This is a genomic window from Stutzerimonas stutzeri (genome assembly GCF_024448715.1).
Classification (GTDB): Bacteria; Pseudomonadota; Gammaproteobacteria; order Pseudomonadales; family Pseudomonadaceae; genus Stutzerimonas; species Stutzerimonas stutzeri_AR.
The window spans coordinates 67,875-88,276 of the sequence record NZ_JAMOHZ010000004.1; the positions used below are offsets into that span (position 1 = coordinate 67,875).

Annotated in this window: 20 protein-coding genes; 9 read left to right on the forward strand and 11 right to left on the reverse strand. The window is 61.5% G+C overall.

Annotated elements, in window-relative coordinates; all coding sequences use genetic code 11:
• The first annotated feature begins 15 nt into the window (after positions 1–15).
• The 3 genes from NAV33_RS09880 to NAV33_RS09890 are packed head-to-tail and all read left to right on the forward strand — an operon-like array spanning position 16 to position 2,650.
• Complete coding sequence (locus NAV33_RS09880) at positions 16–1,083, forward strand: COX15/CtaA family protein (protein WP_255979474.1); 1,068 nt, start codon at positions 16–18, stop codon at positions 1,081–1,083.
• A 15-nt stretch (positions 1,084–1,098) separates the two neighbouring features.
• Positions 1,099–1,998, forward strand: a complete 900-nt coding sequence (cyoE, locus tag NAV33_RS09885; protein ID WP_255979476.1) for a heme o synthase — start codon at positions 1,099–1,101, stop codon at positions 1,996–1,998.
• Positions 1,999–2,017: 19 nt separating this feature from the next.
• A complete protein-coding gene (locus NAV33_RS09890; RefSeq protein ID WP_255979478.1) occupies positions 2,018–2,650 on the forward strand; it encodes an SCO family protein in 633 nt (210 codons plus the stop codon).
• Between the two features lie 132 nt (positions 2,651–2,782).
• Here the strand turns inward: NAV33_RS09890 and NAV33_RS09895 are convergent, their stop codons facing one another.
• The 3 genes from NAV33_RS09895 to NAV33_RS09905 form a co-directional block, all read right to left on the reverse strand.
• Positions 2,783–3,556: a MetQ/NlpA family ABC transporter substrate-binding protein gene (locus NAV33_RS09895; RefSeq protein WP_255979480.1), complete on the reverse strand. Its 774-nt coding sequence runs from the start codon at positions 3,554–3,556 to the stop codon at positions 2,783–2,785.
• Between the two features lie 65 nt (positions 3,557–3,621).
• The gene (locus NAV33_RS09900) at positions 3,622–4,287 is read right to left on the reverse strand and encodes a methionine ABC transporter permease (protein ID WP_255979482.1); all 666 of its coding nucleotides are present in this window, start codon (positions 4,285–4,287) and stop codon (positions 3,622–3,624) included.
• Positions 4,287–5,309, reverse strand: a complete 1,023-nt coding sequence (locus NAV33_RS09905; protein ID WP_255979484.1) for a methionine ABC transporter ATP-binding protein — start codon at positions 5,307–5,309, stop codon at positions 4,287–4,289. Before NAV33_RS09905 ends, NAV33_RS09900 begins: the two co-directional genes overlap by 1 nt.
• A gap of 270 nt (positions 5,310–5,579) precedes the next feature.
• Between NAV33_RS09905 and katE the strand changes: the two genes are divergently transcribed.
• Positions 5,580–7,721 carry a catalase HPII gene (gene katE / locus NAV33_RS09910; RefSeq protein WP_255979486.1) on the forward strand — a complete coding sequence of 714 codons (2,142 nt, stop codon included), beginning with the start codon at positions 5,580–5,582 and terminating at the stop codon, positions 7,719–7,721.
• A 67-nt stretch (positions 7,722–7,788) separates the two neighbouring features.
• Here the strand turns inward: katE and NAV33_RS09915 are convergent, their stop codons facing one another.
• The 4 genes from NAV33_RS09915 to zur form a co-directional block, all read right to left on the reverse strand.
• On the reverse strand, positions 7,789–8,289 hold the full coding sequence (locus tag NAV33_RS09915; protein WP_255979488.1) for a M48 family metallopeptidase: 501 nt from the start codon (positions 8,287–8,289) through the stop codon (positions 7,789–7,791).
• Between the two features lie 65 nt (positions 8,290–8,354).
• The gene (gene znuB / locus NAV33_RS09920; protein ID WP_255979490.1) at positions 8,355–9,137 is read right to left on the reverse strand and encodes a zinc ABC transporter permease subunit ZnuB; all 783 of its coding nucleotides are present in this window, start codon (positions 9,135–9,137) and stop codon (positions 8,355–8,357) included.
• Positions 9,138–9,142: 5 nt separating this feature from the next.
• Positions 9,143–9,910 carry a zinc ABC transporter ATP-binding protein ZnuC gene (gene znuC, locus NAV33_RS09925; RefSeq protein ID WP_255979492.1) on the reverse strand — a complete coding sequence of 256 codons (768 nt, stop codon included), beginning with the start codon at positions 9,908–9,910 and terminating at the stop codon, positions 9,143–9,145.
• Positions 9,907–10,392 carry a zinc uptake transcriptional repressor Zur gene (gene zur, locus NAV33_RS09930; RefSeq protein WP_255979494.1) on the reverse strand — a complete coding sequence of 162 codons (486 nt, stop codon included), beginning with the start codon at positions 10,390–10,392 and terminating at the stop codon, positions 9,907–9,909. The genes znuC and zur overlap by 4 nt, the downstream gene beginning before the upstream one ends.
• A gap of 65 nt (positions 10,393–10,457) precedes the next feature.
• Between zur and NAV33_RS09935 the strand changes: the two genes are divergently transcribed.
• The 3 genes from NAV33_RS09935 (at position 10,458) to NAV33_RS09945 (ending at position 14,560) form a co-directional block, all read left to right on the forward strand.
• Entirely contained in the window at positions 10,458–11,462 is a 1,005-nt protein-coding gene (locus NAV33_RS09935; protein WP_255979496.1) for a zinc ABC transporter substrate-binding protein, read from the forward strand.
• Positions 11,463–11,660: 198 nt separating this feature from the next.
• The gene (locus tag NAV33_RS09940; protein WP_255979498.1) at positions 11,661–13,811 is read left to right on the forward strand and encodes an adenosylcobalamin-dependent ribonucleoside-diphosphate reductase; all 2,151 of its coding nucleotides are present in this window, start codon (positions 11,661–11,663) and stop codon (positions 13,809–13,811) included.
• Between the two features lie 62 nt (positions 13,812–13,873).
• Positions 13,874–14,560: an NrdJb gene (locus NAV33_RS09945; protein ID WP_255979500.1), complete on the forward strand. Its 687-nt coding sequence runs from the start codon at positions 13,874–13,876 to the stop codon at positions 14,558–14,560.
• A 44-nt stretch (positions 14,561–14,604) separates the two neighbouring features.
• Here the strand turns inward: NAV33_RS09945 and NAV33_RS09950 are convergent, their stop codons facing one another.
• The 3 genes from NAV33_RS09950 to NAV33_RS09960 form a co-directional block, all read right to left on the reverse strand.
• Complete coding sequence (locus NAV33_RS09950) at positions 14,605–15,162, reverse strand: nucleotidyltransferase family protein (protein ID WP_255979502.1); 558 nt, start codon at positions 15,160–15,162, stop codon at positions 14,605–14,607.
• Between the two features lie 119 nt (positions 15,163–15,281).
• Entirely contained in the window at positions 15,282–15,878 is a 597-nt protein-coding gene (locus NAV33_RS09955; RefSeq protein WP_255979504.1) for an NADPH-dependent FMN reductase, read from the reverse strand.
• Complete coding sequence (locus NAV33_RS09960; protein ID WP_255979506.1) at positions 15,875–16,729, reverse strand: sterol desaturase family protein; 855 nt, start codon at positions 16,727–16,729, stop codon at positions 15,875–15,877. The genes NAV33_RS09955 and NAV33_RS09960 overlap by 4 nt, the downstream gene beginning before the upstream one ends.
• A 70-nt stretch (positions 16,730–16,799) precedes the next feature.
• On the opposite strand from NAV33_RS09960, the gene NAV33_RS09965 reads away from it, so the two are divergent.
• Positions 16,800–17,753, forward strand: coding sequence for an AraC family transcriptional regulator ligand-binding domain-containing protein (locus NAV33_RS09965; protein WP_255979508.1), 954 nt, complete (start codon positions 16,800–16,802; stop codon positions 17,751–17,753).
• A 139-nt stretch (positions 17,754–17,892) separates the two neighbouring features.
• Here the strand turns inward: NAV33_RS09965 and NAV33_RS09970 are convergent, their stop codons facing one another.
• Positions 17,893–18,858 carry a LysR family transcriptional regulator gene (locus NAV33_RS09970; RefSeq protein WP_255979510.1) on the reverse strand — a complete coding sequence of 322 codons (966 nt, stop codon included), beginning with the start codon at positions 18,856–18,858 and terminating at the stop codon, positions 17,893–17,895.
• 91 nt (positions 18,859–18,949) lie between these two features.
• On the opposite strand from NAV33_RS09970, the gene NAV33_RS09975 reads away from it, so the two are divergent.
• On the forward strand, positions 18,950–20,161 hold the full coding sequence (locus NAV33_RS09975) for an MFS transporter (RefSeq protein WP_255979512.1): 1,212 nt from the start codon (positions 18,950–18,952) through the stop codon (positions 20,159–20,161).
• Positions 20,162–20,402: the final 241 nt, after the last annotated feature.

Genomic DNA, 20,402 nt, shown 5'->3' on the forward strand with positions numbered 1-20,402 from the left:
CCCAAGGAGAACAAGATGGCAAAACCCGGATACCGTCTCGCTCTCGCCGCCACGCTTTTGGCCGTTGTGGTGGTCCTGCTCGGTGCCTATACGCGGCTGACCCATGCCGGGCTCGGCTGCCCTGATTGGCCCGGCTGCTATGGCTTCCTTAGCGTGCCAATGAGCGAGCACAAGCAGAGCCTCGCCGCGCTGCGTTTTCCCGAAGCGCCGTTGGAGGTGCATAAGGGCTGGAACGAGATGGTGCACCGTTACTTCGCAGGCGCGCTGGGACTGGTGATTCTCGGGCTTGCCGTACAAGCGGTGCAGCGGCGCGCGCAGCCGGGCCAGCCGTTAAAGCTCCCCCTGTTGCTACTGGCGGTCGTAATCGCCCAGGCCGCGTTCGGTATGTGGACGGTCACCCTGCAGCTCTGGCCACAAGTGGTTACTGCACACCTGCTTGGCGGCTTCACCACCTTGAGCTTGTTGTTTCTGCTGAGCCTGCGGTTGTCGGGCATGCGCATCGACGTGCCCGTGATGCCGGCCAGGCTGCGCGCGCTGGCCGCCGGTGCGCTGTTGTTGGTGATCGGCCAGATCACACTTGGCGGCTGGGTCAGCAGCAACTATGCGGCCGTCGCGTGCACTGATTTCCCTACATGCCACGGCGAATGGTGGCCGCAGATGGATTTCGCTAATGCCTTTAATCTGGCCCAGCATGACATCGGCCCGAATTACCTTGGCGGCATGCTTTACGGCGAGGCGCGCACCGCCATCCACGTTACCCACCGTCTTGGCGCGTTGAGCGTGGCGTTGGTGCTGCTGGCACTCGCCTGGCAGCTCTGGCGCCATGGCCTGACGCGTCTGGCCGGGCTGTTGTTGGGGGCGCTGGTGCTGCAAATCGGGCTGGGTATCAGCAACGTACTGCTCAATCTGCCACTGGCAGTGGCCGTTGCCCATAACGCCGGTGGCGCGCTGCTGCTGCTGGTCTGCGTGTTGGTCAACCATCACCTCTACGTGGCGCACCGGCCTCATGCCATGGCTCAGCCGCACGCGACGCCACGAACCCATTCGAATACCACGGGCGGGCTCGACCTGCCCCGCGCTTGACCAAGGAGAATCCCCATGGCGACTCTACTCAGCGAACGCGGCGCCCAGGCAAGCTGGCGCGATTATCTCGAGCTGACCAAGCCGAAAGTGGTGCTGCTGATGCTCATCACCTCACTGGTGGGCATGTTCCTCGCCACCCGCGCCGGCGTGCCCTGGACGGTGCTGCTATTCGGCAATCTCGGGATCGCGCTCTGTGCCGGTGGTGCGGCGGCAGTCAACCATGTGGTGGACCGCCGCATCGATTCGGTCATGGCGCGGACCCACAAACGACCGCTAGCCGAAGGGCGAGTCTCGCCTGCTGCCGCGCTGCTGTTCGCGCTATTTCTCAGCGTGGCTGGCATGGGCTTGTTACTCGCCTTCACGAATGCACTTGCGGCCTGGCTGACGTTGGCTTCGCTGATTGGCTATGCGGTGATCTACACCGGTTTTCTCAAACGCGCCACGCCGCAGAACATCGTCATCGGCGGGTTGGCCGGCGCTGCGCCACCGTTGCTCGGCTGGGTCGCGGTGACGGGCCAGGTGACCGCCGAGCCATTGCTGCTGGTGCTGATCATCTTTGCCTGGACGCCGCCGCACTTCTGGGCGCTGGCGATCCACCGCAAGGCGGAATACGCCAAGGTCAATGTCCCTATGTTGCCGGTGACCCACGGCGAGCATTACACCAAGGTGCACATCCTGCTCTATACCGCCGTGCTACTGGCGGTGAGCTTCATGCCGTTCGCCATCCATATGAGTGGGCCGCTGTACCTGGCTGCGGCTGTGCTGCTGGGTGCACGCTTCCTGTTCTGGGCTATCGTGCTCTACCGCGACAGTCGGCCTCATGCGGCCATCAAGACCTTCAAATTCAGCATCTGGTACTTGTTCGCGCTGTTCATCGCGCTGCTGGTTGATCATTATCTGCTGCTAAATATCTAGCCACCCGCCAAGGACCTTCATGACACGCATCCAGAAAACCGTATTCATCCTCGTGGCGTTGGTTGCGCTGGTCATCGGTCTGACGGTTTACAAGGTGCTCAATACTGAGCAGCAGCTCGGCACTGCCGAGCTGCTGGATGCAGGCATCGTCATGCTGCCGCAGGGGCGTGATGTGCCAGACCTGACGCTGACCAACCAGGACGGCGAATCGGTATCGATGGACCAGCTCGAAGGGCGCTGGAACCTCCTATTTTTCGGCTATACCTTCTGCCCGGACATCTGCCCCGCAACCCTCGCGGAACTGCGGCAGCTGCGCAGCAAACTGCCCGAAGAAGCGAAACAGCGGATGCAGCCGATTCTGGTCAGCGTCGATCCCGAGCGTGACACCCCGGAGCAGTTGAAGAAGTACCTGGACTATTTCGGCGCCAACTTTATCGGTCTGACCGGCCCGCTGGATGACATCCAGACCCTGGCCAACGCCGTCGGTGTCCCGTTCATCCCGGCCGATACCTCGAAGGAAAACTACACCGTCGATCACGGCGGCAACCTTGCACTCATCGGCCCCGATGGTCGCCTACGCGGCTTTATCCGCGCCCCGCTGCGCCCCGAGAAACTTGCCGAGCAATTGCCCGTAGTGCTCGCGCAGAAGTAACGGCGCGGCGATCCAGACCGATGGGTTTCACCTGCACGGCTCGTCCTATTGGCTTAAACGAAAAGGCCCGCATATTGCGGGCCTTTTCGTTGGCGGGGCTGACGGCTGTTGCCGCCAGTTGTCTGCAAAGACTTAGAACGCCGGTACGACCGCGCCCTTGTACTTCTCTTTGATGAACTGCTTCACCGCGTCGCTGTGCAGCGCCTTTGCCAGCTTCTGCATGGCGGCGCTGTCCTTGTTGTCTGGACGGGCGACGAGGATGTTCACATAGGGCGAGTCGCTGCCTTCGATGATCAGGGCATCTTCGGTGGGGTTGAGTTTGGCTTCCAGCGCGTAGTTGGTGTTGATCAGCGCCAGGTCGACCTGGGTCAGGACGCGCGGCAGGGTCGCGGCTTCCAGTTCGCGGATCTTGATGTTCTTCGGGTTTTCGGCGATATCCCTCGGCGTGGCGGTGATGCCGGCACCTTCTTTCAGGGTGATCACGCCGGCTTTCTGCAGCAGCAGCAGAGCGCGACCGCCATTGGTGGCGTCGTTGGGGATGACCACGGTGGCGCCATTTGATAGCTCGTCCAGCGATTTCAGCTTGCTGGAATACGCACCGAAGGGCTCGATATGTACGCCGACGACACTGACCAGCTCGGTACCCTTGCCCTTGTTGAATTCGTCCAGGTATGGCTGGTGCTGAAAGAAGTTGGCGTCCAGACGCTCCTCGGAAACCTGGATGTTCGGCTGCACGTAGTCGGTGAAGACTTTTACGTTCAGCTCCACGCCTTGCTCGGCAAGTTGCGGTTTGACGAATTCGAGAATTTCCGCGTGCGGGACGGCGGTGGCGGCGACGTTCAGTTCGTCAGCGGCCTGGGCGGAAAAGGCCGCAACAGCGGCGAAGGCGACAAGCAGTTTTTTCATGGAAGGCTCCTTTTCGACTCGACGAACCAACGCCGAGCACAGTAGTTATCAAACCGGTTTGGCAGTTATTTGCGGGAAAAATGCGTAACCAGTTTGTCTCCGACGCTCTGCAGCACCTGCACCAGCACCAACAGCAGGATTACGGTGACCACCATGACGTCGGTCTGGAAGCGCTGGTAGCCGAAGCGGATTGCCAGGTCGCCGAGCCCGCCGGCGCCCACCACGCCAGCCATGGCGGTGTAGGACACCAGGGTGATTGCCGTAACGGTAATGGCGGCGATGATTCCCGGACGTGCTTCAGGTAGCAGCGCGCTGAAGATGATCTGCCGAGTCGTGGCGCCCATCGCCTGAGTCGCCTCGATGATGCCGCGGTCCACTTCGCGCAATGCGGTTTCCACCAGGCGCGCAAAGAACGGTGCAGCGCCCACCACCAGCGGCGGAATCGCCCCGGCAACGCCCAGCGAAGTGCCGGTGATCAGCACGGTGAAGGGAATCATAACGATCAGCAGGATGATGAACGGCAGCGATCGCAGCACGTTCACCACGAACGAGAGAAAAGCGTACAGCGGGCGATTCTCGAACAGCTGACGCGGGCCACTGAGAAATAGCAGCACACCTAGCGGCAGGCCGAGAACAATGGTGAACAGCAGCGAGCCGCCGAGCATAAGCAGCGTGTCCAGCGTTGCCAGCCAGATTTCGTACCAGTCGACGTTTGTCAGCAAGGCTTCCATCAGCGCACCACCTCCACGTGAACGTCAGCAGCATCCAGACGCGCCAGCGCGGCTGCCATGTCGCCGCCGACCAAGGCCAGGGTCAGTTGGCCGTAGGGCGTGTCCTTGATGCGATCGATGCGCCCCGAGAGGATGCTGAAATCCACACCGGTTTCACGCGCCACCGTGCCCAGCAGCGGCTTGTAGGTGGCATCACCCTGAAAGGTCAGGCGCAGGATGCGACCCGGCACATGAGCAAAGTCATCACGCTGCTCGTTTTCGTCGACGGCCTCGTCTTCCAACACGAATCGCTGGGTCGTGGGGTGCTTGGGATGCAGGAACACCTCGGTCACCGGGCCCTGCTCGACGATGGCGCCACCGTCCATCACCGCGACGCGGTCACAGACGCGGCGAATCACATCCATCTCATGGGTGATCAGCACGATGGTCAGGCGCAGCTCGCGGTTGATCTCCGCCAGCAATTGCAGCACCGAGGCGGTGGTCTGCGGGTCGAGGGCGCTGGTGGCCTCGTCGCAGAGCAGGATGTCCGGCTCGGTAGCCAGCGCGCGGGCGATGCCGACGCGCTGCTTCTGACCGCCGGAAAGTTGCGCTGGATACTTGCGCGCCTGGTCTTTCAGGCCGACGCGCTCGAGCAGGGCAGCGACGCGGTCGTCGATCTCGCTGCGCGAATGGTTGCCCGCCAGACGCAGCGGCATGGCGACGTTGTCGGAGACGGTCTTGGACATCAACAGGTTGAAGTGCTGAAAGATCATCCCAACCCGCTGGCGGAAGCGGCGCAGGCCATTGGCATCCAGCGCGGTGACATCTTCGCCATTGACCAGAATGCGTCCGCCGGACGGTTCTTCCAGGCGATTGATCAGGCGCAGCAAGGTGCTCTTGCCCGCGCCGGAATGGCCGATCAGGCCGAACACCTCACCGGCGCCAATAATCAGCTCGGTCGGCTTGAGCGCGGGCACTTCACGACCAGCGCCGCGGCCGCTGGCGACGCGATAGGTTTTATGGACTTGCTGAAATTCGATCACGGGCGAACCTTGTGGGTGCGGTCGTAAGTGCCGGGATGGTCGGCGAAAGGCGTGCATTCTACGCGTTTGCAACCGGACGGCGTAGCGAGGCTGCAGTTCATTGAGACAAGCCATTGAGCCGATAGGCCGAGCAAATCATCGGAACGCGCAACCTTGCACAGCTTTGACGGGTCACTAACCGGTACGCCGTGAATCGATCAACTATCCGGCCGCACTGGAGCGGCCAGGTCCCTTCGCGGTTAAGCACACCCTGCTCAACCGAGGCCCAAGATGACGGACAAAGATCCAAAGCACAGCGAGCTCGCCGGTACCGACACCGTCGATCGCAAGAATCACAACGCCAAACTGGATGACCTCGAGGTGTCCCGCAGTGACGCCACCGGTGAGGCGCTGACGACCAATCAGGGCGTGAAGATTGCCGACAACCAGAACACTCTGAAGGCCGGTACACGCGGCCCCTCGTTGCTCGAAGACTTCATCATGCGCGAGAAATTGACGCACTTCGATCACGAGCGCATCCCGGAACGCATCGTCCACGCGCGGGGCTCCGCAGCCCATGGCGTATTCGTCAGCTACGACGACCACAGCGCGTTGACTAAGGCGTCGTTCCTCTCCGGCAAGGGCAAGGAGACGCCCGTGTTCGTGCGTTTCTCAACCGTGCAGGGATCACGCGGTTCGGCCGATACCGTGCGCGACGTGCGCGGCTTCGCCACCAAGTTCTACACCGACGAGGGCATCTTCGATCTGGTTGGCAACAACATGCCGGTGTTTTTCATCCAGGACGCGATCAAGTTTCCCGACTTCGTGCATGCGGTCAAACCCGAGCCGCACAACGAGATTCCGCAAGGCCAGTCGGCGCACGACAGCTTTTGGGATTTCGTTTCCCTGACGCCCGAGTCGGCGCACATGGTCATCTGGGCCATGTCCGATCGCGGCATCCCCCGCAGCCTGCGCGCCATGGAAGGCTTCGGCGTGCACACCTTTCGCCTGATCAATGCCGAGGGCACCAGCCGCTTCGTCAAATTCCACTGGAAGCCGGTGGCCGGTGCGTTCTCGCTGGTCTGGGACGAGACCCTGAAGCTGGCGGGCAAGGATCCGGACTTCAACCGCCGCGACCTGTGGGAGTCCATCGAGATGGGCGACTACTTCGAGTGGGAGCTGGGCGTGCAGGTCGTGGAAGAAGCCGACGAGCACAAGTTCGACTTCGACCTGCTCGACCCGACCAAGATCATTCCCGAAGAGTTGGTGCCGGTGCAGAAGCTCGGCAAAATGACCCTCAACCGCAACCCGGACAACTTCTTCGCCGAGACCGAGCAGGCCGCTTTCCACATCGGTCACATCGTGCCGGGCATCGATTTCAGCAACGACCCGCTGCTGCAGGGCCGGCTGTTTTCCTACACCGACACCCAGCTGCTGCGCCTCGGCGGGCCGAACTTCCACGAAATCCCGATCAACCGTTCGATTGCGCCGGTGCACAACAACCAGCGTGATGCCTTCCACCGTCAGACGATCAACAAGGGCCGCGCCAACTACGAGCCCAACTCCATCGACAGCGGCTGGCCCAAGGAAACCCCGCCGGCAGCCAGCGGCGGCGGTTTCGAGAGCTATCCGGAACGTATGGAAGGCCACAAGGTTCGCCAGCGCAGCCCGTCTTTCGCAGACCATTTCTCCCAGGCCACGCTGTTCTGGAACAGCATGAGCGCCCCGGAAAAGGAGCACATCATTGGTGCCTACAGCTTCGAGCTGGGCAAGGTGGAGCGCGTCTTCATCCGCGAGCGTCAGGTCAACGAGATTCTCGCCAATATCGACCTGGAGCTGGCGCGCCGGGTTGCGGAAAACATCGGTGTGACGCCCCCTACAGCGCCGACCGCGAGCCTCAAGCAGCCGACCCCGGCCAGCTCACCGGCGCTGAGCCTGATGAATCATCTGCCGGGCAACATCAAGTCGCGCAAGGTGGCGATCCTCATCGCCAACGGCGTGGACGGCAAGGCCATCGACGCCTTCAAGCAGAAGCTTGCAGACGAGGGCGCCATGGCCAAGCTGATCGGTCCGTCGCCGGCTCCGGTCAAGACCGCCGACGGCACGATGCTGACGCCCGATGCAGCAATGGACGGCATGCCGTCCATTGCTTTCGACGCGGTCTTCGTGCCGGGCGGGGCGCAGAGCGTGCAGGCCATGGCCAAGAACGGCGTGGCCAAGCACTACCTGCTGGAAGCCTACAAGCACCTCAAGCCGATCGCAGTGCTGGGCGATGCCCGGCAACTGCTCACGGCGCTCAACCTGCCGGAAGATGCCGGCCTGGTGACAGGCGACGATGCAGATGTGACCACGGTGTTTGCGGCGTTCGCGCAAGCACTGGCGCAACACCGCATCTGGGCGCGTCAGCCTGCAGCGGATCAAGTGCCGGCCTGATCGCAGTAACGCCAAAAGGCGGTCCGGTTGATCCCGGGCCGCCTTTTTATTTTGCCGAGGCATGTCGTTAAGCCAGTTCGCGCCAGTGCAGGTAGCAGCGCAGGTCGAATTCGGTCTGCGCATAGCCGGGCATCATGTATTCGCAGAGCTTGTAGAAAGCGCGGTTGTGATCGCTCTCGCGCAAGTGCGCCAGCTCATGCACGACGATCATCTGCAGGAATTGCGGTGCCGCCTCCTTGAACAGCGCGGCGACGCGGATCTCTTTCTTCGCTTTCAGCTTGCCGCCCTGCACGCGCGATACGGCGGTGTGCAGGCCAAGGGCGCGGTGAGTCAGGTCGAGGCGATTGTCGTAGAGCACCTTGTCGACGCCCGGCGCGCTTTTCAGGTGTGCCTGCCTGAGCTTCTGGACGAATTCATACAGCGCCTTGTCGCTCTGAATCTGATGGCGCTCGGGGTAGCGCTGGGCGAGATAATCGCCCAGGCGCTGTTCGGCGATCAGACGTCGGACCTGCTGTTGCAGGGCGTCCGGATAGCCTTGGAGATAGCGCAGGGGCGCGGTCGGGTTCATGTCTGTGGTTATACCGGCTAGCGTTAAATGGCGGGTTGCATCCGCCTACGTTCGGGCTTTCAGTTTCAGCGGCGTGGCCAGGTGAAGCTCAGTAGGAACAGTCCCGCCGCCGACACCACGATTGACGGCCCTGCTGGCGTGTCCTGATACCAGGACAGCGCCAACCCACAGCACACCGCCAGCAAGCCCAGCAGGCTGGCGCCGAAGGCCATTTGTTCCGGTGTGCGTGCATGGCGCTGGGCAGCCGCGGCGGGAATGATCAGCAGCGAGGTGATCAGCAGAACGCCGACGATCTTCATCGCCACCGCAATCACCACTGCAATCAGCAGCATCAGCGCCAGACGGATTCCTGCTACCGGCAGGCCTTCGACCTTAGCCAGCTCCTCGTGCACGGTGACCGCCAGCAGCGGCCGCCACAACAGCGCCAAAATGAGCAGGACCAGTGCGCTGCCGGCGACGATCCAGGCGAGATCGGTCGGGCTCACAGCCAGCAGATCGCCGAACAGGTAGCCCATCAGGTCGATACGCACATCCTGCATGAAACTCAGCGAAACCAGCCCCAGCGACAAGGTGCTGTGCGCCAAGATTCCGAGCAAAGTGTCCGATGCCAGCGGCTGGCGTTGTTGCAAGGTCACCAGCAACACCGCCAGTAGCACGCAACAGACGATCACCGCCAAGGTCAGGTTGACCTCCAGCATTAGCCCCAGCGCGACGCCTAGCAGGGCCGAATGGGAAAGGGTGTCGCCAAAATAGGCCATGCGCCGCCAGACTACGAAAGAGCCGAGCGGGCCGGCTACCAGGGCCAGGGCCAGGCCGGCGAGCAAGGCGTTCAATAGAAAATCTGGCATGTTGATTAGTGCTTGCAATTGGGGCCGTGAACGTGAGGTTTGAGCACCACGCTGCCGTGCAGGTCGTGGCTGTGGTCATGCTGGTGGTGGTAAATCGCCAGGCTGCGGGCATCCTGGCCGAACAGCTCGACGAAAGCAGGGTCGTTGCTGACCTGTTCCGGATGGCCCGAGCAGCAGACATGGCGATTCAGGCAAACGACCTGGTCGGTGGCGCTCATGACCAAATGCAGATCATGGGAAACCATCAACACACCGCAACCATGGCGATCCCGCAAACGGCCGATCAGCCGATAGAGTTCGGCCTGGCCGGACACATCGACGCCCTGCACGGGTTCGTCCAGCACCAGCAGCTCGGGTTTGCGCAGTAACGCCCGGGCGAGCAAAACACGCTGCATTTCGCCGCCAGAGACGGTCTGCAACGGGCTGTCGATAACATGCTCGGCGCCGACTTCGGCCAGCGCAGTCAGAGCGCTGGCGCGGTCCACTTTGGGTACCAGGCGCAAAAAGCGCAGCACCGACAGTGGCAGCGTAGGGTCGACATGGAGCTTTTGCGGCATATAGCCGACGCGCAATTTCGGTTTGCGCCAGACCGTGCCGCTGTCTGGCTGAAGCAGGCCGAGCACGGCACGCACCAGCGTGGTCTTGCCTGCGCCGTTGGGCCCGATCAGCGTAACGATTTCGCCGCGATGCACCTGCAGCTGAGCGCCTTCGAGCACGGCCTGCTTGGCAAACCGCACGTGAACGTCATCCAGGCGGATAAGCGCTTCGCTCATGCGGCGCTCCGGCACGGCGCGCAAAGGCCAACCACTTCGACCGTCTGTCCCTCAACGCTGAAGTCGACGCTGGCCGCCGCGGTCGTGATCGCATCGCTGATGGCTGGGTGTTCCAGCTCGATGGCGGTATGACAATTGCGACAGATCAGGAACTGCCCCTGATGCGGGTGTTCCGGATGGTTGCAACCGATGAAAGCGTTGAGCGATGCGATGCGATGCACCAAACCATTTTCCAAGAGGAAATCCAACGCACGATAAACGGTCGGCGGCGCGGCGCGGCGGCCATCCTGCTCAGTCAGTTGGGCAAGAATGTCGTAAGCGCCGAGCGGCTTGTGGCTTTGCCAGACCAGCTCCAGGACACGTTTGCGCAGCGCGGTGAGGCGTACACCGGAGCGCGCACAGAGCGTATCGGCTTCGGTCAGCGCGTGACTGACGCAGTGTTCGTGATCGTGGGGCGTGCAGGCCAGCGGTGTTTTAGGCATATGCGAAGACGAGGTAGTGGAGAGACGTTATTATGTTACCCATTCAGTCCGATCGAGTGTTGCCCGTGTACCGTCTTTTTTCGTTACCACTGCTTCTAACCATCACCTTCTTCGCCAGTGCCCCGGCTCGCGCCGAGGTGGATTTGCTGACTAGTATCAAACCTCTGCAGCTGATCGCTGCTGCCGTCCAGGATGGTGTGGGCGAACCGGCGGTGCTGCTCCCTGCCGGCGCTTCCGCCCATCACTATGCGCTACGGCCTTCCGACGTACGGCACATCCGTAGCGCCGACCTGTTTTACTGGATCGGCCCGGACATGGAGGGTTTTCTCGCGCCGGTGCTGGAGGGCCGCAAGGGGCCAAGCCTTGTCGTGCAATCGCTGCCGGGCTTGACCCTGCGCCATTTCGGCGACACACATGTTGAATCCGGACACAACGCACACGCTGAGCACGGCGATCACGCGCACGAATCGCATAGTGATCACCCACACGAGTCCCACGAACAGCATGCATCGGCGGAACATGACGAGCACGACCATGCGCACCGCCCTGGCAGCCTCGACTCGCATTTATGGCTGCTACCGGCCAACGCGCTGGTCATTGCCGAAAAAATGGCCGGGGATTTAGCCGCCATCGATCCGGCCAATGCGCAGCGCTACCAGGCCAATCTTGCCGCTTTCAAGCAGCGGTTGAGCGCGCTCGACAAGCGCCTGCTCAAGCGCCTAGACAGTACCAGCGCCAAACCCTTTTTCGTTTTCCATGAAGCCTACGATTATTTCGAGGCGGCGTACGGCCTCAAGCACAGCGGTGTTTTCAGCGCCGGTGGTGAAGCCCAGCCCGGCGCGCGCCACGTGGCCGAAATGCGCCAGCGGCTGGAGCAGGCCGGGCCGAGCTGTGTATTCCACGAGCCACCGACCCGCCCACGGCTGGCCGACAGTCTGATTAGAGAACTGCCGGTGAGACTGGCCGAGCTGGACGCCATGGGCAACGGCATCGATGCTACTGCCGAGGGTTACGAGCGGCTGATCGATAATCTCGGCACGTCGCTCGCTGAATGTCTGGAGTCGCTCTGACGACCCGTTAACCGCATGCCGGTGGCGCTTTTTCCGCCGGTTACTGCATCGCCTCGCTTCCCGACATCGAGCCAACCGGGTATCGACCCGCCTCTGCCGTTGCCGGTCGGCCAAGTGGATGTGGGTGGGTGCTTTTCGTAGCGGTGACTATGCTTCGTGTTCTGGTGTTCTATTCAACGACACGAGGATGCGCGGCGCATGGCGAAGACGGGCGGGCCCATCGCGGCAGCTAACGGAACCACCTCCAGCATGGCCCTGCAGGCGGCATCGGAAGATATCTGGGCGCAGAAATACCGCCTGACCCGCAAGGATGGCACCGCGGTCGACGCCGACATTGACGCCACCTGGCAGCGGGTCGCCCGCGCCCTCGCAGGCGTCGAAACCGGCGAGACCCGCGAGCACTGGTATCAGCGGTTTCTCTGGGCGCTGCGCAACGGTGCCATCCCCGCCGGGCGGATCATTTCCAATGCTGGCGCGCAGGACTACAAGCCCGCCACATCCACCATCAATTGCACGGTATCCGGCACCATCACCGACTCGATGGACGACATCCTCGGCAAGGTCCACGAAGCGGGTCTGACGCTCAAGGCGGGCTGCGGCATCGGTTATGAATTCAGCACGCTGCGCCCGCGCGGCTCCTTTGTCTCCGGTGCCGGCGCGCATACCAGTGGGCCGCTATCGTTCATGGATATCTTCGACAAGATGTGCTTCACCGTCAGCTCTGCCGGTGGCCGACGCGGCGCGCAAATGGGCACCTTCGATGTCGGTCATCCTGATGTTCGCGAGTTCATCCGCGCCAAGCGCGAGGACGGTCGCCTGCGCCAGTTCAACCTCAGCCTGTTGATCACCGACGAGTTCATGCAGGCAGTCGAAGCCGATGATGACTGGCCGCTGCTCTTCCCGCTGCATCTCAAGGAAAAGGCCGAACTGGACCTGGACGATCCGCAGCAGGTGATCTGGCGCGAATGGCCAGTGCATGAGGGTTACATCGTCCGGGAAGATGGTCTGGTCGCTTGCCGGGTTTACGGGCGGGCCAAGGCGCGTCATCTGTGGGACATGATCATGGTGTCCACTTACGACTATGCCGAGCCGGGCTTCATCCTCATCGACCGGGTCAATCAGCTGAACAACAACTGGTGGTGCGAAGACATCCGGGCGACCAACCCCTGTGGCGAACAGCCATTGCCGCCGTACGGCTCGTGCCTGCTGGGCTCGATCAACCTGACCCATTTCGTTATCGATCCGTTCGGCGTCGATGCCCGCTTCGACTGGGACAAATACCGTGAAGTGGTGCGTGTGTTCACCCGGATGCTGGACAACGTGGTGGAGATCAACGGCCTGCCTCTGGCTCAGCAGCGCTACGAAATCGAGAGCAAGCGGCGCCACGGCATGGGCTTCCTTGGCCTGGGTTCGGCCCTGACGCTGCTCAAACTGCGCTATGGCAGCGCCGAGGCCTGCGTATTCACCGAAGAAGTCGCGCGGGAGATGGCACTGGTCGGCTGGGAACAGGCGCTGGAGCTGTCGATGGAAAAGGGGCCGGCGCCGCTGTTGGCCGAAATCTTCGAAGTGACCGCCGAGATGCTGCGCAAGCGACCGGAAATGAGGGAAGACGGTTATCAGATCGGCGACCGGGTCGCAGGGCGCGTGTTGCACGCCAAGTATTCACGCTATATGCAGAAGATCGCCGAGTACGCGCCCGAACTGACCGAACAGCTGGCCGAGCTGGGCGCGCGCTTCACCCACCACAGCTCCATCGCACCCACCGGCACCATCAGCCTGAGCCTTGCGAACAACGCCTCGAATGGCATCGAGCCGAGCTTCGCTCATCACTATGCACGCAATCTGATTCGCCCAGGCCGCAAGGCCAAAGAGAAGGTGGAGGTGTTCAGCTACGAACTTTTGGCCTACCGCAGCCGGATCAACGACAGAGCGCAGCCGGGCGTCGTCGATCCGGGGCGCAAGCTGCCGGACTATTTCATCACCGCCGATGACGTCAGCCCGACCCAGCATGTAGACATCCAGGCCGCCGCGCAGAAATGGATCGACTCATCCATATCCAAGACGGCCAACGTGCCCACTGACTATCCCTTCGAGGCGTTCAAGGACATCTACCGCTACGCATGGCGGCAGGGCCTGAAGGGTTGCACTACCTTCCGCTTCAACCCTGCGGCGTTTCAGGGTGTGCTGGTCAAGGAAGCGGATCTGGCAAAGACGCTTTACCGTTTCACGCTCGAGGACGGCAGCGTGGTGGAGCTCAAGGGCAATGAAGAGGTCGAATACGATGGCGAAGTGAACACCGCCGCCAATCTGTTCGACGCGTTGAAGGAAGGTTATTACGGGAAATACTGACTAGGGATCGACAAGCGTGAGGGCTGACGATGTGTCTGGCCTCGCTGAAGTCCGGGGGAGCCATGGCGATCAAGATCGAGCAGCGCATCAAGGGTTTCAAGGTGGTGGACGAGGCCCTCGAACGCCACGCCGTCGTCGAGGAAAAAGCCGGCTCGGTCGTGCAGATGGACGAAAGCCTGCAGCGCCCGGAGGCGCTGATTGGCATCACCTACCGGATCAAGTCGCCGCTGTTTGAGCATGCGCTGTTCATCACTATCAACGATGTGGTCCTCAATGCCAGCACGCCCCATGAACAGCGCCGGCCATTCGAGATCTTCATCAACTCGAAGAACATGGACGACTTTCAGTGGATCGTCGCGCTCACCCGGATCATGTCCGCCGTGTTCCGCAAGGGCGGCGATTGCACCTTTCTGGTGGAGGAGCTGAAAGCGGTCTTCGATCCGCGTGGCGGCTATCTGAAGAAAGGCGGCGTCTACATGCCTTCCATCGTGGCTGAAATCGGCGGCGTGGTGGAACGCCATCTCATTGCCATCGGCATGCTCGAAGGCCAGTCGCTGGACGAAACCCAGCGCAAGTACCTGGCTGAAAAACGCGCCGCCTACGAAGCCAGCCAGGGCGCCGCGGCGCTGGAACCGGGCGACGGCTTCCCCGCCGGCGCGCAGCTGTGTAGCAAGTGCAGCACCCAGGCGGTGGTGCAGATGGACGGTTGCGCTACGTGTTTGAACTGCGGGAATTCGAAGTGCGGGTGAGGCGACGACTCGGAAGTGGCAATTCGGCTGATTAGCGCAAAGCGTCAGTCTGGCGCATGAATCTTAAGATCTGGCCAGGTCGCGAGCCAATTCTTCAACCGCAGGCGATTCAAATACTCGTCGCGCTTCGCTCTCTCGAATCCTGTGGTGGGCCGGACTATCAGGTTGAAAAGGTCGTCCAGGCCGAATGGGGCAGCTACCTCGATGCCATGCTCGGTAAGCCTTACAGCGATTGCAGTGGCTGTCTCTGGCCAATAGCTCATGGCATCGGTTGCCGAGTCATAAGGAAGGTCAGCGTTGCGAAGATGCATACGTGCCTGGTTTTTCACCGACCAATCAAGCGTGCTGTCCATGCATCGCAAAACGGCTTCGAATGCTGCATCTGTTTGCGCACTAGCACGCTCGCGGTCGAACCAGATCACGTCGATATCGGCCGGCAGGTTCGAATGAGAGCGTTGATGCAGTTGATCCCATATCGCGCTACGCACAAAACCAGCAGCCACCCAACAATCCGGCAGTCCCAGCTCCTTTACCAAGCGAAGAATCCGCATGCGTACTGGGTCGTTAGTAATGATGGCTTGTAGGTGGGTTAGGTTCTGCATGGATGCGCGTTGTCTAAGTGCAGTTCACTAACTATCTGGCCGCGACGATGGAGCTTTTGGGCCGCAAGCAGCTATTGGAAGGCTGTTTTCGACCCGAAATGATGCTCGTCCCGTCGATCTCACATTCCGTTATGGAAGTCACTGTGTTCAAGCTGGATGCGATCCCTCAGGCCTTGCATCGCGTGGGCATATTCGCCAAGCACACGCAGAGCCCAGTCAGCGCGGCGGCGGATGCGAATGTCGTCTTCGCTGGTGCCCTTTGCGCTGTTCATGACCTGATCGACCTGGCGGATCACCAGTTGTTCGGGCAAGTAGCAGATCCGCGAGTTCTTGTAGCTGGAAGCGCGTAGCTCGGACAGCGGGTAGGCGCCTCCCAGGCCCGCGGACACACCGACCAGCAGCGCCGGTTTGTGAGCCAACTCGCGATAACCCGCATATAGGAACAGGTTTTTCAGCGCTGGGCAGGCCATGCCGTGCCACTCGGGTGTGATGACCACCAGCGCATCGGCGCGCTGCAACTGTTCGGCATGCTCTTCCCAAGCCTCGTCTACCGGTGGCGCCGGCCACAGCGGCAGGGGAGCGCGGCCAAGATCGACGACTTGGGCTTCTGCGCAGATTTCCAGCACCTGCAGGCGCTCGGCCAAGTAGCGCGCAACCTTGGCGGACTGGCTGGTTGGCTGGCTGGAGCCAGCGATCAGGGTGACATTCAGATTCATCGTGCTATCTCCGTATTGTCCTGCGGCTGAGCGTTCGGTTGCGCGTCGCGCATCAAAGGCCAGAACACCTCTTGTTGCCAGCTCACCGGCCGCATATCTTCGATGCCGTAGGCTGGCGGGCGGCGGCGGGTGATCTTGGCAGTGCCAAACAGCACGTCCCAGAAGAACAGCAGGTTGCCGAAGTTGCCCTTGTAGTTGGTTATTCCGTCCTCGGCGTTCAGGCCGTGGTGGGCTGAATGGGTGGACGGCGTGGAGATGGTCCGCTCCAGCAGCCACATGAACGGGCGCAAGGCCCGGATTCGGTAGAGCCTGTCGTCCCAGGGCACGCTGCTGTGCGCGCCAAATATCACCAACATCTTCACGATCAGATAGCCATAGTAAAAGTTGGCCAGCCCCATAAAGACCAGTGCGCTGGTCAGCCAGATGCCGGGCATCAGCATGTAATAGAAGCTGTTGTTGCGGTAGACGATGCGGATGCTCATATACGGCGCCGAATGGTGCGCGCGGTGCAGGGCGTACAGGAAAGGCACGCGGTGCGTCAGGCGGTGCCACCAGTATTGCGTCATGTCGTCGAGCACGAGAAACAGACCGAGTGCGGCGTACCACGGCACGTCCGCAAGGCGGCCCTGTAATTGGGGTGCGAAATGCCCGAGCAATTGGTGAGTGGCGATCATGATCAACGGAAAGGTGATCAGCAGCAGGATGCCCGAGCCGAAGATTTCCAGCATGGCGTCGCGTCGGCTGGAGGCGGGTTGACGGAAGCGGGCGCAGGCCATTTCCAGCAGCATGAAGGCAACGAAAATGGCGACCACCACGGGGGTTGGATTATTGGCTAACAGTTCGGAGTTCATGGCACTCTCTTGTTGGTTTGCGCATCAAGGCGCGGCATCAACATAAGAAAACAGGGGCTTGGCCCGCGTCATGCGTGAAATGGACAGAAATCCCCGAGAAGTGGCCAATCCGCAGCGCTACCACCGCGGCGCGTTGGGCTTGGTTCTGGAGCGTCACCTACAAGCCATGCGCCGGCATCGCGAAGGGGACTACAGCATGGTTGCCCTGGAAGAGTTACTGGCGGAAGCGCAGCAGCATGACGCTGCTATCGGCCTGCATCTGTTTGCGCATTTCACTGCACAGGATCGGCACGTCCTGGCGATATCGGCCAGCTACTGCGCTGACGTGGGGGACGCCATGCGGCTCTGGGCGCGCTATGGCCGGTTGGCGTCTGACATGGACACCATCGATTACGTCGAAACTGAGCGGGATGCAGGCGTCCAGGTGACGATCGATGCGCCAAACGACCTTGCTCGCTTCACCATCGAGCACTACTTCGTAATGAGCCTGACCGTGATGCGCGAGGCCAGTAACCACTTGCTGCAGCCGTCGCGAGTGGAGTTCAGTCACCCCCGTCCCGCATATCACGCGCATTACAACGAGGCGTTCGGTGATTCGGTGCATTTCGGTTGTGCAAGCAATCGCTTGTGCTTCGCTCTGGATGACCTTGCCATACCGCTACTGACTCGCCACGCCGGGATGCACGAGATCATTTGTCAGGAACTGGAACGCCGCCTGGGACGCCAGCGACAGCTCAGCGGCTGGGCCGGGAAACTGGCGCGCAACATGCGTGAAGCGCTGGCCGAAGGCCGAATTCCGCGGTTGGAAGAGCAGGCCGCAGCGTTGCATCAGAGTGCGCGGACCTTGCGCCGACGTCTGGATGATCAGGGGTTGAGCTTCCGCCAGTTGCTCGATCTGGTGCGGGCGGAGCTGGAGCAGCACTTCGAATTGCAGGGCCTGGCCGCTGGCGAGATTGCCTCGCGCCTGGGCTATGGCGATCAGGACGCTTATCAGCATGCCCGCCGACGGTGGCTTGAGCATTGAGATTCGTCTGTCTTACAGGTGCGAGCTCTGATCCGTACGCTGATGACATAGTCCTGGCCGGGTGGCGGACACGTGTCTACGCTTGGGCCAAAAGCGGACTGGCATGGAGCTTTACGTAAGGCTTAACCCAGTTGCTGCGTTAGCGGCGACTGTTCGGATCCAGTGCGTTCGCTCCTGCCGCCCGCAGCCCAACGAGGTTTGGCATGCGGCTACGGATCAATTCGGCGAATAAGCGCAGCTTGGCGGGATCGCTGCGCGCATGTGGGTAGATCAGGTAGACAGGCAAAGGTGGTGCCTGCCACTGCGGTATCAATTGAATCAAGCGGCCCTCGTCAAGATCTCGGGCGACGATCCAAGCTGAGCTGACACAAGCGCCGAGCCCGGCGAGCGCTGCGCTACGCAGAGCGTAGAGGCTGTCAGTGCTCACTCGGGGCTGGATCGAAAAACGGTGAGAGCGCCCATCCGCCAAGCAAGTCAGTACAACCTCGTCGGTGTAATAGGTCCGTAGAGCCAGCCAGGGCAACCGCTGGAGTTCTTCGGTCGAGCCAGGTAACGGCTCGCTGCCCAACAGTTTCGGCGCCGCGACCACAATCCGGGGCACCTCGCCGAGGCGGATGGCGATCACCGAAGGATCCTCGATGACGCCGACCTGGATCGCACAATCAATCCCCTCGGCCACGAAGTCGGGCCTGCGATCATGCAGCACCCATTCCACGCTCACGTTCGGATACTGGTGCAGGTATTCCCCTAGCGGGGCGATCAACTGGTCCTGCCCGAAGGCGTGCGGTACCTGCACGCGGAGCGTTCCGCGAGGGTCCTCGCGGGCGCCGAGCAGCTCGGCTTCCATCTCCGTCCAGCTTTCCAGTACCTGTTTGGCGTAGGTGTAGCACCGCTCTCCGTCACCGGTTAATTGCATACCGTGGGTCGAGCGGTTGAGCAGCTGCAGGCCAAGCGACCTTTCCAGCGTCTGCAGGCGACGGCTAACGGTGGGTTGGGTCGTGCTCAGCTGCGCGGCGGCAGCCGATAGGCTGCCGGCCTCGACAATGCGGATGAAGGTACGCAGCAATTCGATGCGATCAAGACCGGGTACAACAGGTTCGTTCATACGCTGCTCGCATAACAGATTTGAGGCTACTACAGAGCTTTTCAATACGCGATGAGAATGACGCTACCGTTCAGATCACTCGGAAATCGCCATGACCTCTGCACATCTCTCTCCCGCGCTTGAACAGAGCGCGTTCGCGCCTTCACGCGGGCTCGTTTTTTTATTGGCTGCAGGCGCTGGCCTCAGCGTCGCCACCTTGTATTACAGCCAGCCAATATTGGCAGTACTGGGAGCGGACACCCAGGCAGGCGAGTATGCGATAGGGATGATCCCGATGCTTACGCAGCTTGGCTATGCGCTGGGCATCTTCCTGTTGGCGCCGTTGGGAGACCGGTACGATCGACGTCAGATCATTCTTGCGAAGGCCTTCATGCTCATGTTGGCCTTGTTGCTCAGCAGCATCGCGCCGGGGGGCGGCACCCTGCTTATCGCCAGCCTGGCGATTGGTCTCGCCGCCACAATGGCCCAAGACATCGTTCCGGCTGCCGCGACCCTCGCGCCAGAGGCGCAACGTGGGAAGGTTGTCGGAACGGTCATGACCGGTCTGCTGCTGGGTATCCTGCTCTCCCGGGTCCTGAGCGGCTTGATTGCCGATCAGTTCGGTTGGCGTGCGGTATACGGGTTGGCGGCGGTCTCCATTGCGCTGGTCGGCGTTGGCGCCTGGCGCGGGTTGCCGCGATTCGCACCGACTACATCGCTGGGATACGGCGCGCTGCTCGGGTCGATGGCAAACCTCTGGTCCCGGTATCCAGCCTTGCGTCGCGCTGCAATTTCCCAAGGTTTGTTGTCGGTCGCGTTCAGTGCATTCTGGTCGACACTCGCCGTGATGCTTCATGCCAACTTCGGGTTGGGCAGTGCGGCGGCCGGTGCGTTCGGGCTTGCAGGTGCTGCTGGTGCCTTGGCCGCCCCATTAGCTGGCCGGCTGGCCGATCGCAGTGGGCCCGAGCGTGTGACTCGCCTTGGCGCGGCATTGACTGCAATCTCTTTCGCCGCATTAGGCCTGGCAAATGTAGTTCCAGTTGATGCTCAGCTGGGCTTGATCGTGGTAGCCGCCATCGGTTTCGACTTCGGTATTCAGGCGACGCTGGTCGCCCATCAGACGATTGTCTACGGCATCGATCCGCCTGCACGCAGTCGCTTGAATGCAGCGCTGTTCACAGGCGTGTTTATCGGAATGGCGACCGGCGCCGGAGTGGGGAGTGTGGTCTTTGCCGAGTGGGGCTGGAGCGGAGTGGTTGTGCTAGCGACCGTGGCGTCTATCGGCGCGCTGGTTGTGCGGCTGGCACCTCGCGCCAGACCATGACGGCTAATCGGTTGCATAACGGAGCTGCATCCGTCTCGAGGAGTACGGATCCGATAGTGGCCAAGAGCTGACACTGTCCAACCGGAGAAACCAGCCAGAAAGCAGACGATGGCGCTCTCCCGGCTTGCCGGTTAACCAGCGAAGCTGCATTACGTGAGTTGGCGGAAGAGGCTGGCATCAGCGACGCCGTGATTGGTGGCAATTGGGCTTTTGAATGCCGACTATCTTGGTCAGGTAAGGT

Excerpts from the sequence above, each read along its gene's own strand:
- NAV33_RS09880 (WP_255979474.1), top strand. The coding sequence starts at position 16 with ATGGCAAAACCCGGATACCGTCTCGCTCTCGCCGCCACGCTTTTGGCC.
- cyoE (WP_255979476.1), top strand. The coding sequence starts at position 1,099 with ATGGCGACTCTACTCAGCGAACGCGGCGCCCAGGCAAGCTGGCGCGAT.
- NAV33_RS09890 (WP_255979478.1), top strand. The coding sequence starts at position 2,018 with ATGACACGCATCCAGAAAACCGTATTCATCCTCGTGGCGTTGGTTGCG.
- NAV33_RS09895 (WP_255979480.1), bottom strand. The coding sequence starts at position 3,556 with ATGAAAAAACTGCTTGTCGCCTTCGCCGCTGTTGCGGCCTTTTCCGCC.
- NAV33_RS09900 (WP_255979482.1), bottom strand. The coding sequence starts at position 4,287 with ATGGAAGCCTTGCTGACAAACGTCGACTGGTACGAAATCTGGCTGGCA.
- katE (WP_255979486.1), top strand. The coding sequence starts at position 5,580 with ATGACGGACAAAGATCCAAAGCACAGCGAGCTCGCCGGTACCGACACC.
- NAV33_RS09915 (WP_255979488.1), bottom strand. The coding sequence starts at position 8,289 with ATGAACCCGACCGCGCCCCTGCGCTATCTCCAAGGCTATCCGGACGCC.
- znuB (WP_255979490.1), bottom strand. The coding sequence starts at position 9,137 with ATGCCAGATTTTCTATTGAACGCCTTGCTCGCCGGCCTGGCCCTGGCC.
- znuC (WP_255979492.1), bottom strand. The coding sequence starts at position 9,910 with ATGAGCGAAGCGCTTATCCGCCTGGATGACGTTCACGTGCGGTTTGCC.
- zur (WP_255979494.1), bottom strand. The coding sequence starts at position 10,392 with ATGCCTAAAACACCGCTGGCCTGCACGCCCCACGATCACGAACACTGC.
- NAV33_RS09940 (WP_255979498.1), top strand. The coding sequence starts at position 11,661 with ATGGCGAAGACGGGCGGGCCCATCGCGGCAGCTAACGGAACCACCTCC.
- NAV33_RS09945 (WP_255979500.1), top strand. The coding sequence starts at position 13,874 with ATGGCGATCAAGATCGAGCAGCGCATCAAGGGTTTCAAGGTGGTGGAC.
- NAV33_RS09950 (WP_255979502.1), bottom strand. The coding sequence starts at position 15,162 with ATGCAGAACCTAACCCACCTACAAGCCATCATTACTAACGACCCAGTA.
- NAV33_RS09955 (WP_255979504.1), bottom strand. The coding sequence starts at position 15,878 with ATGAATCTGAATGTCACCCTGATCGCTGGCTCCAGCCAGCCAACCAGC.
- NAV33_RS09960 (WP_255979506.1), bottom strand. The coding sequence starts at position 16,729 with ATGAACTCCGAACTGTTAGCCAATAATCCAACCCCCGTGGTGGTCGCC.
- NAV33_RS09965 (WP_255979508.1), top strand. The coding sequence starts at position 16,800 with ATGCGTGAAATGGACAGAAATCCCCGAGAAGTGGCCAATCCGCAGCGC.
- NAV33_RS09970 (WP_255979510.1), bottom strand. The coding sequence starts at position 18,858 with ATGAACGAACCTGTTGTACCCGGTCTTGATCGCATCGAATTGCTGCGT.
- NAV33_RS09975 (WP_255979512.1), top strand. The coding sequence starts at position 18,950 with ATGACCTCTGCACATCTCTCTCCCGCGCTTGAACAGAGCGCGTTCGCG.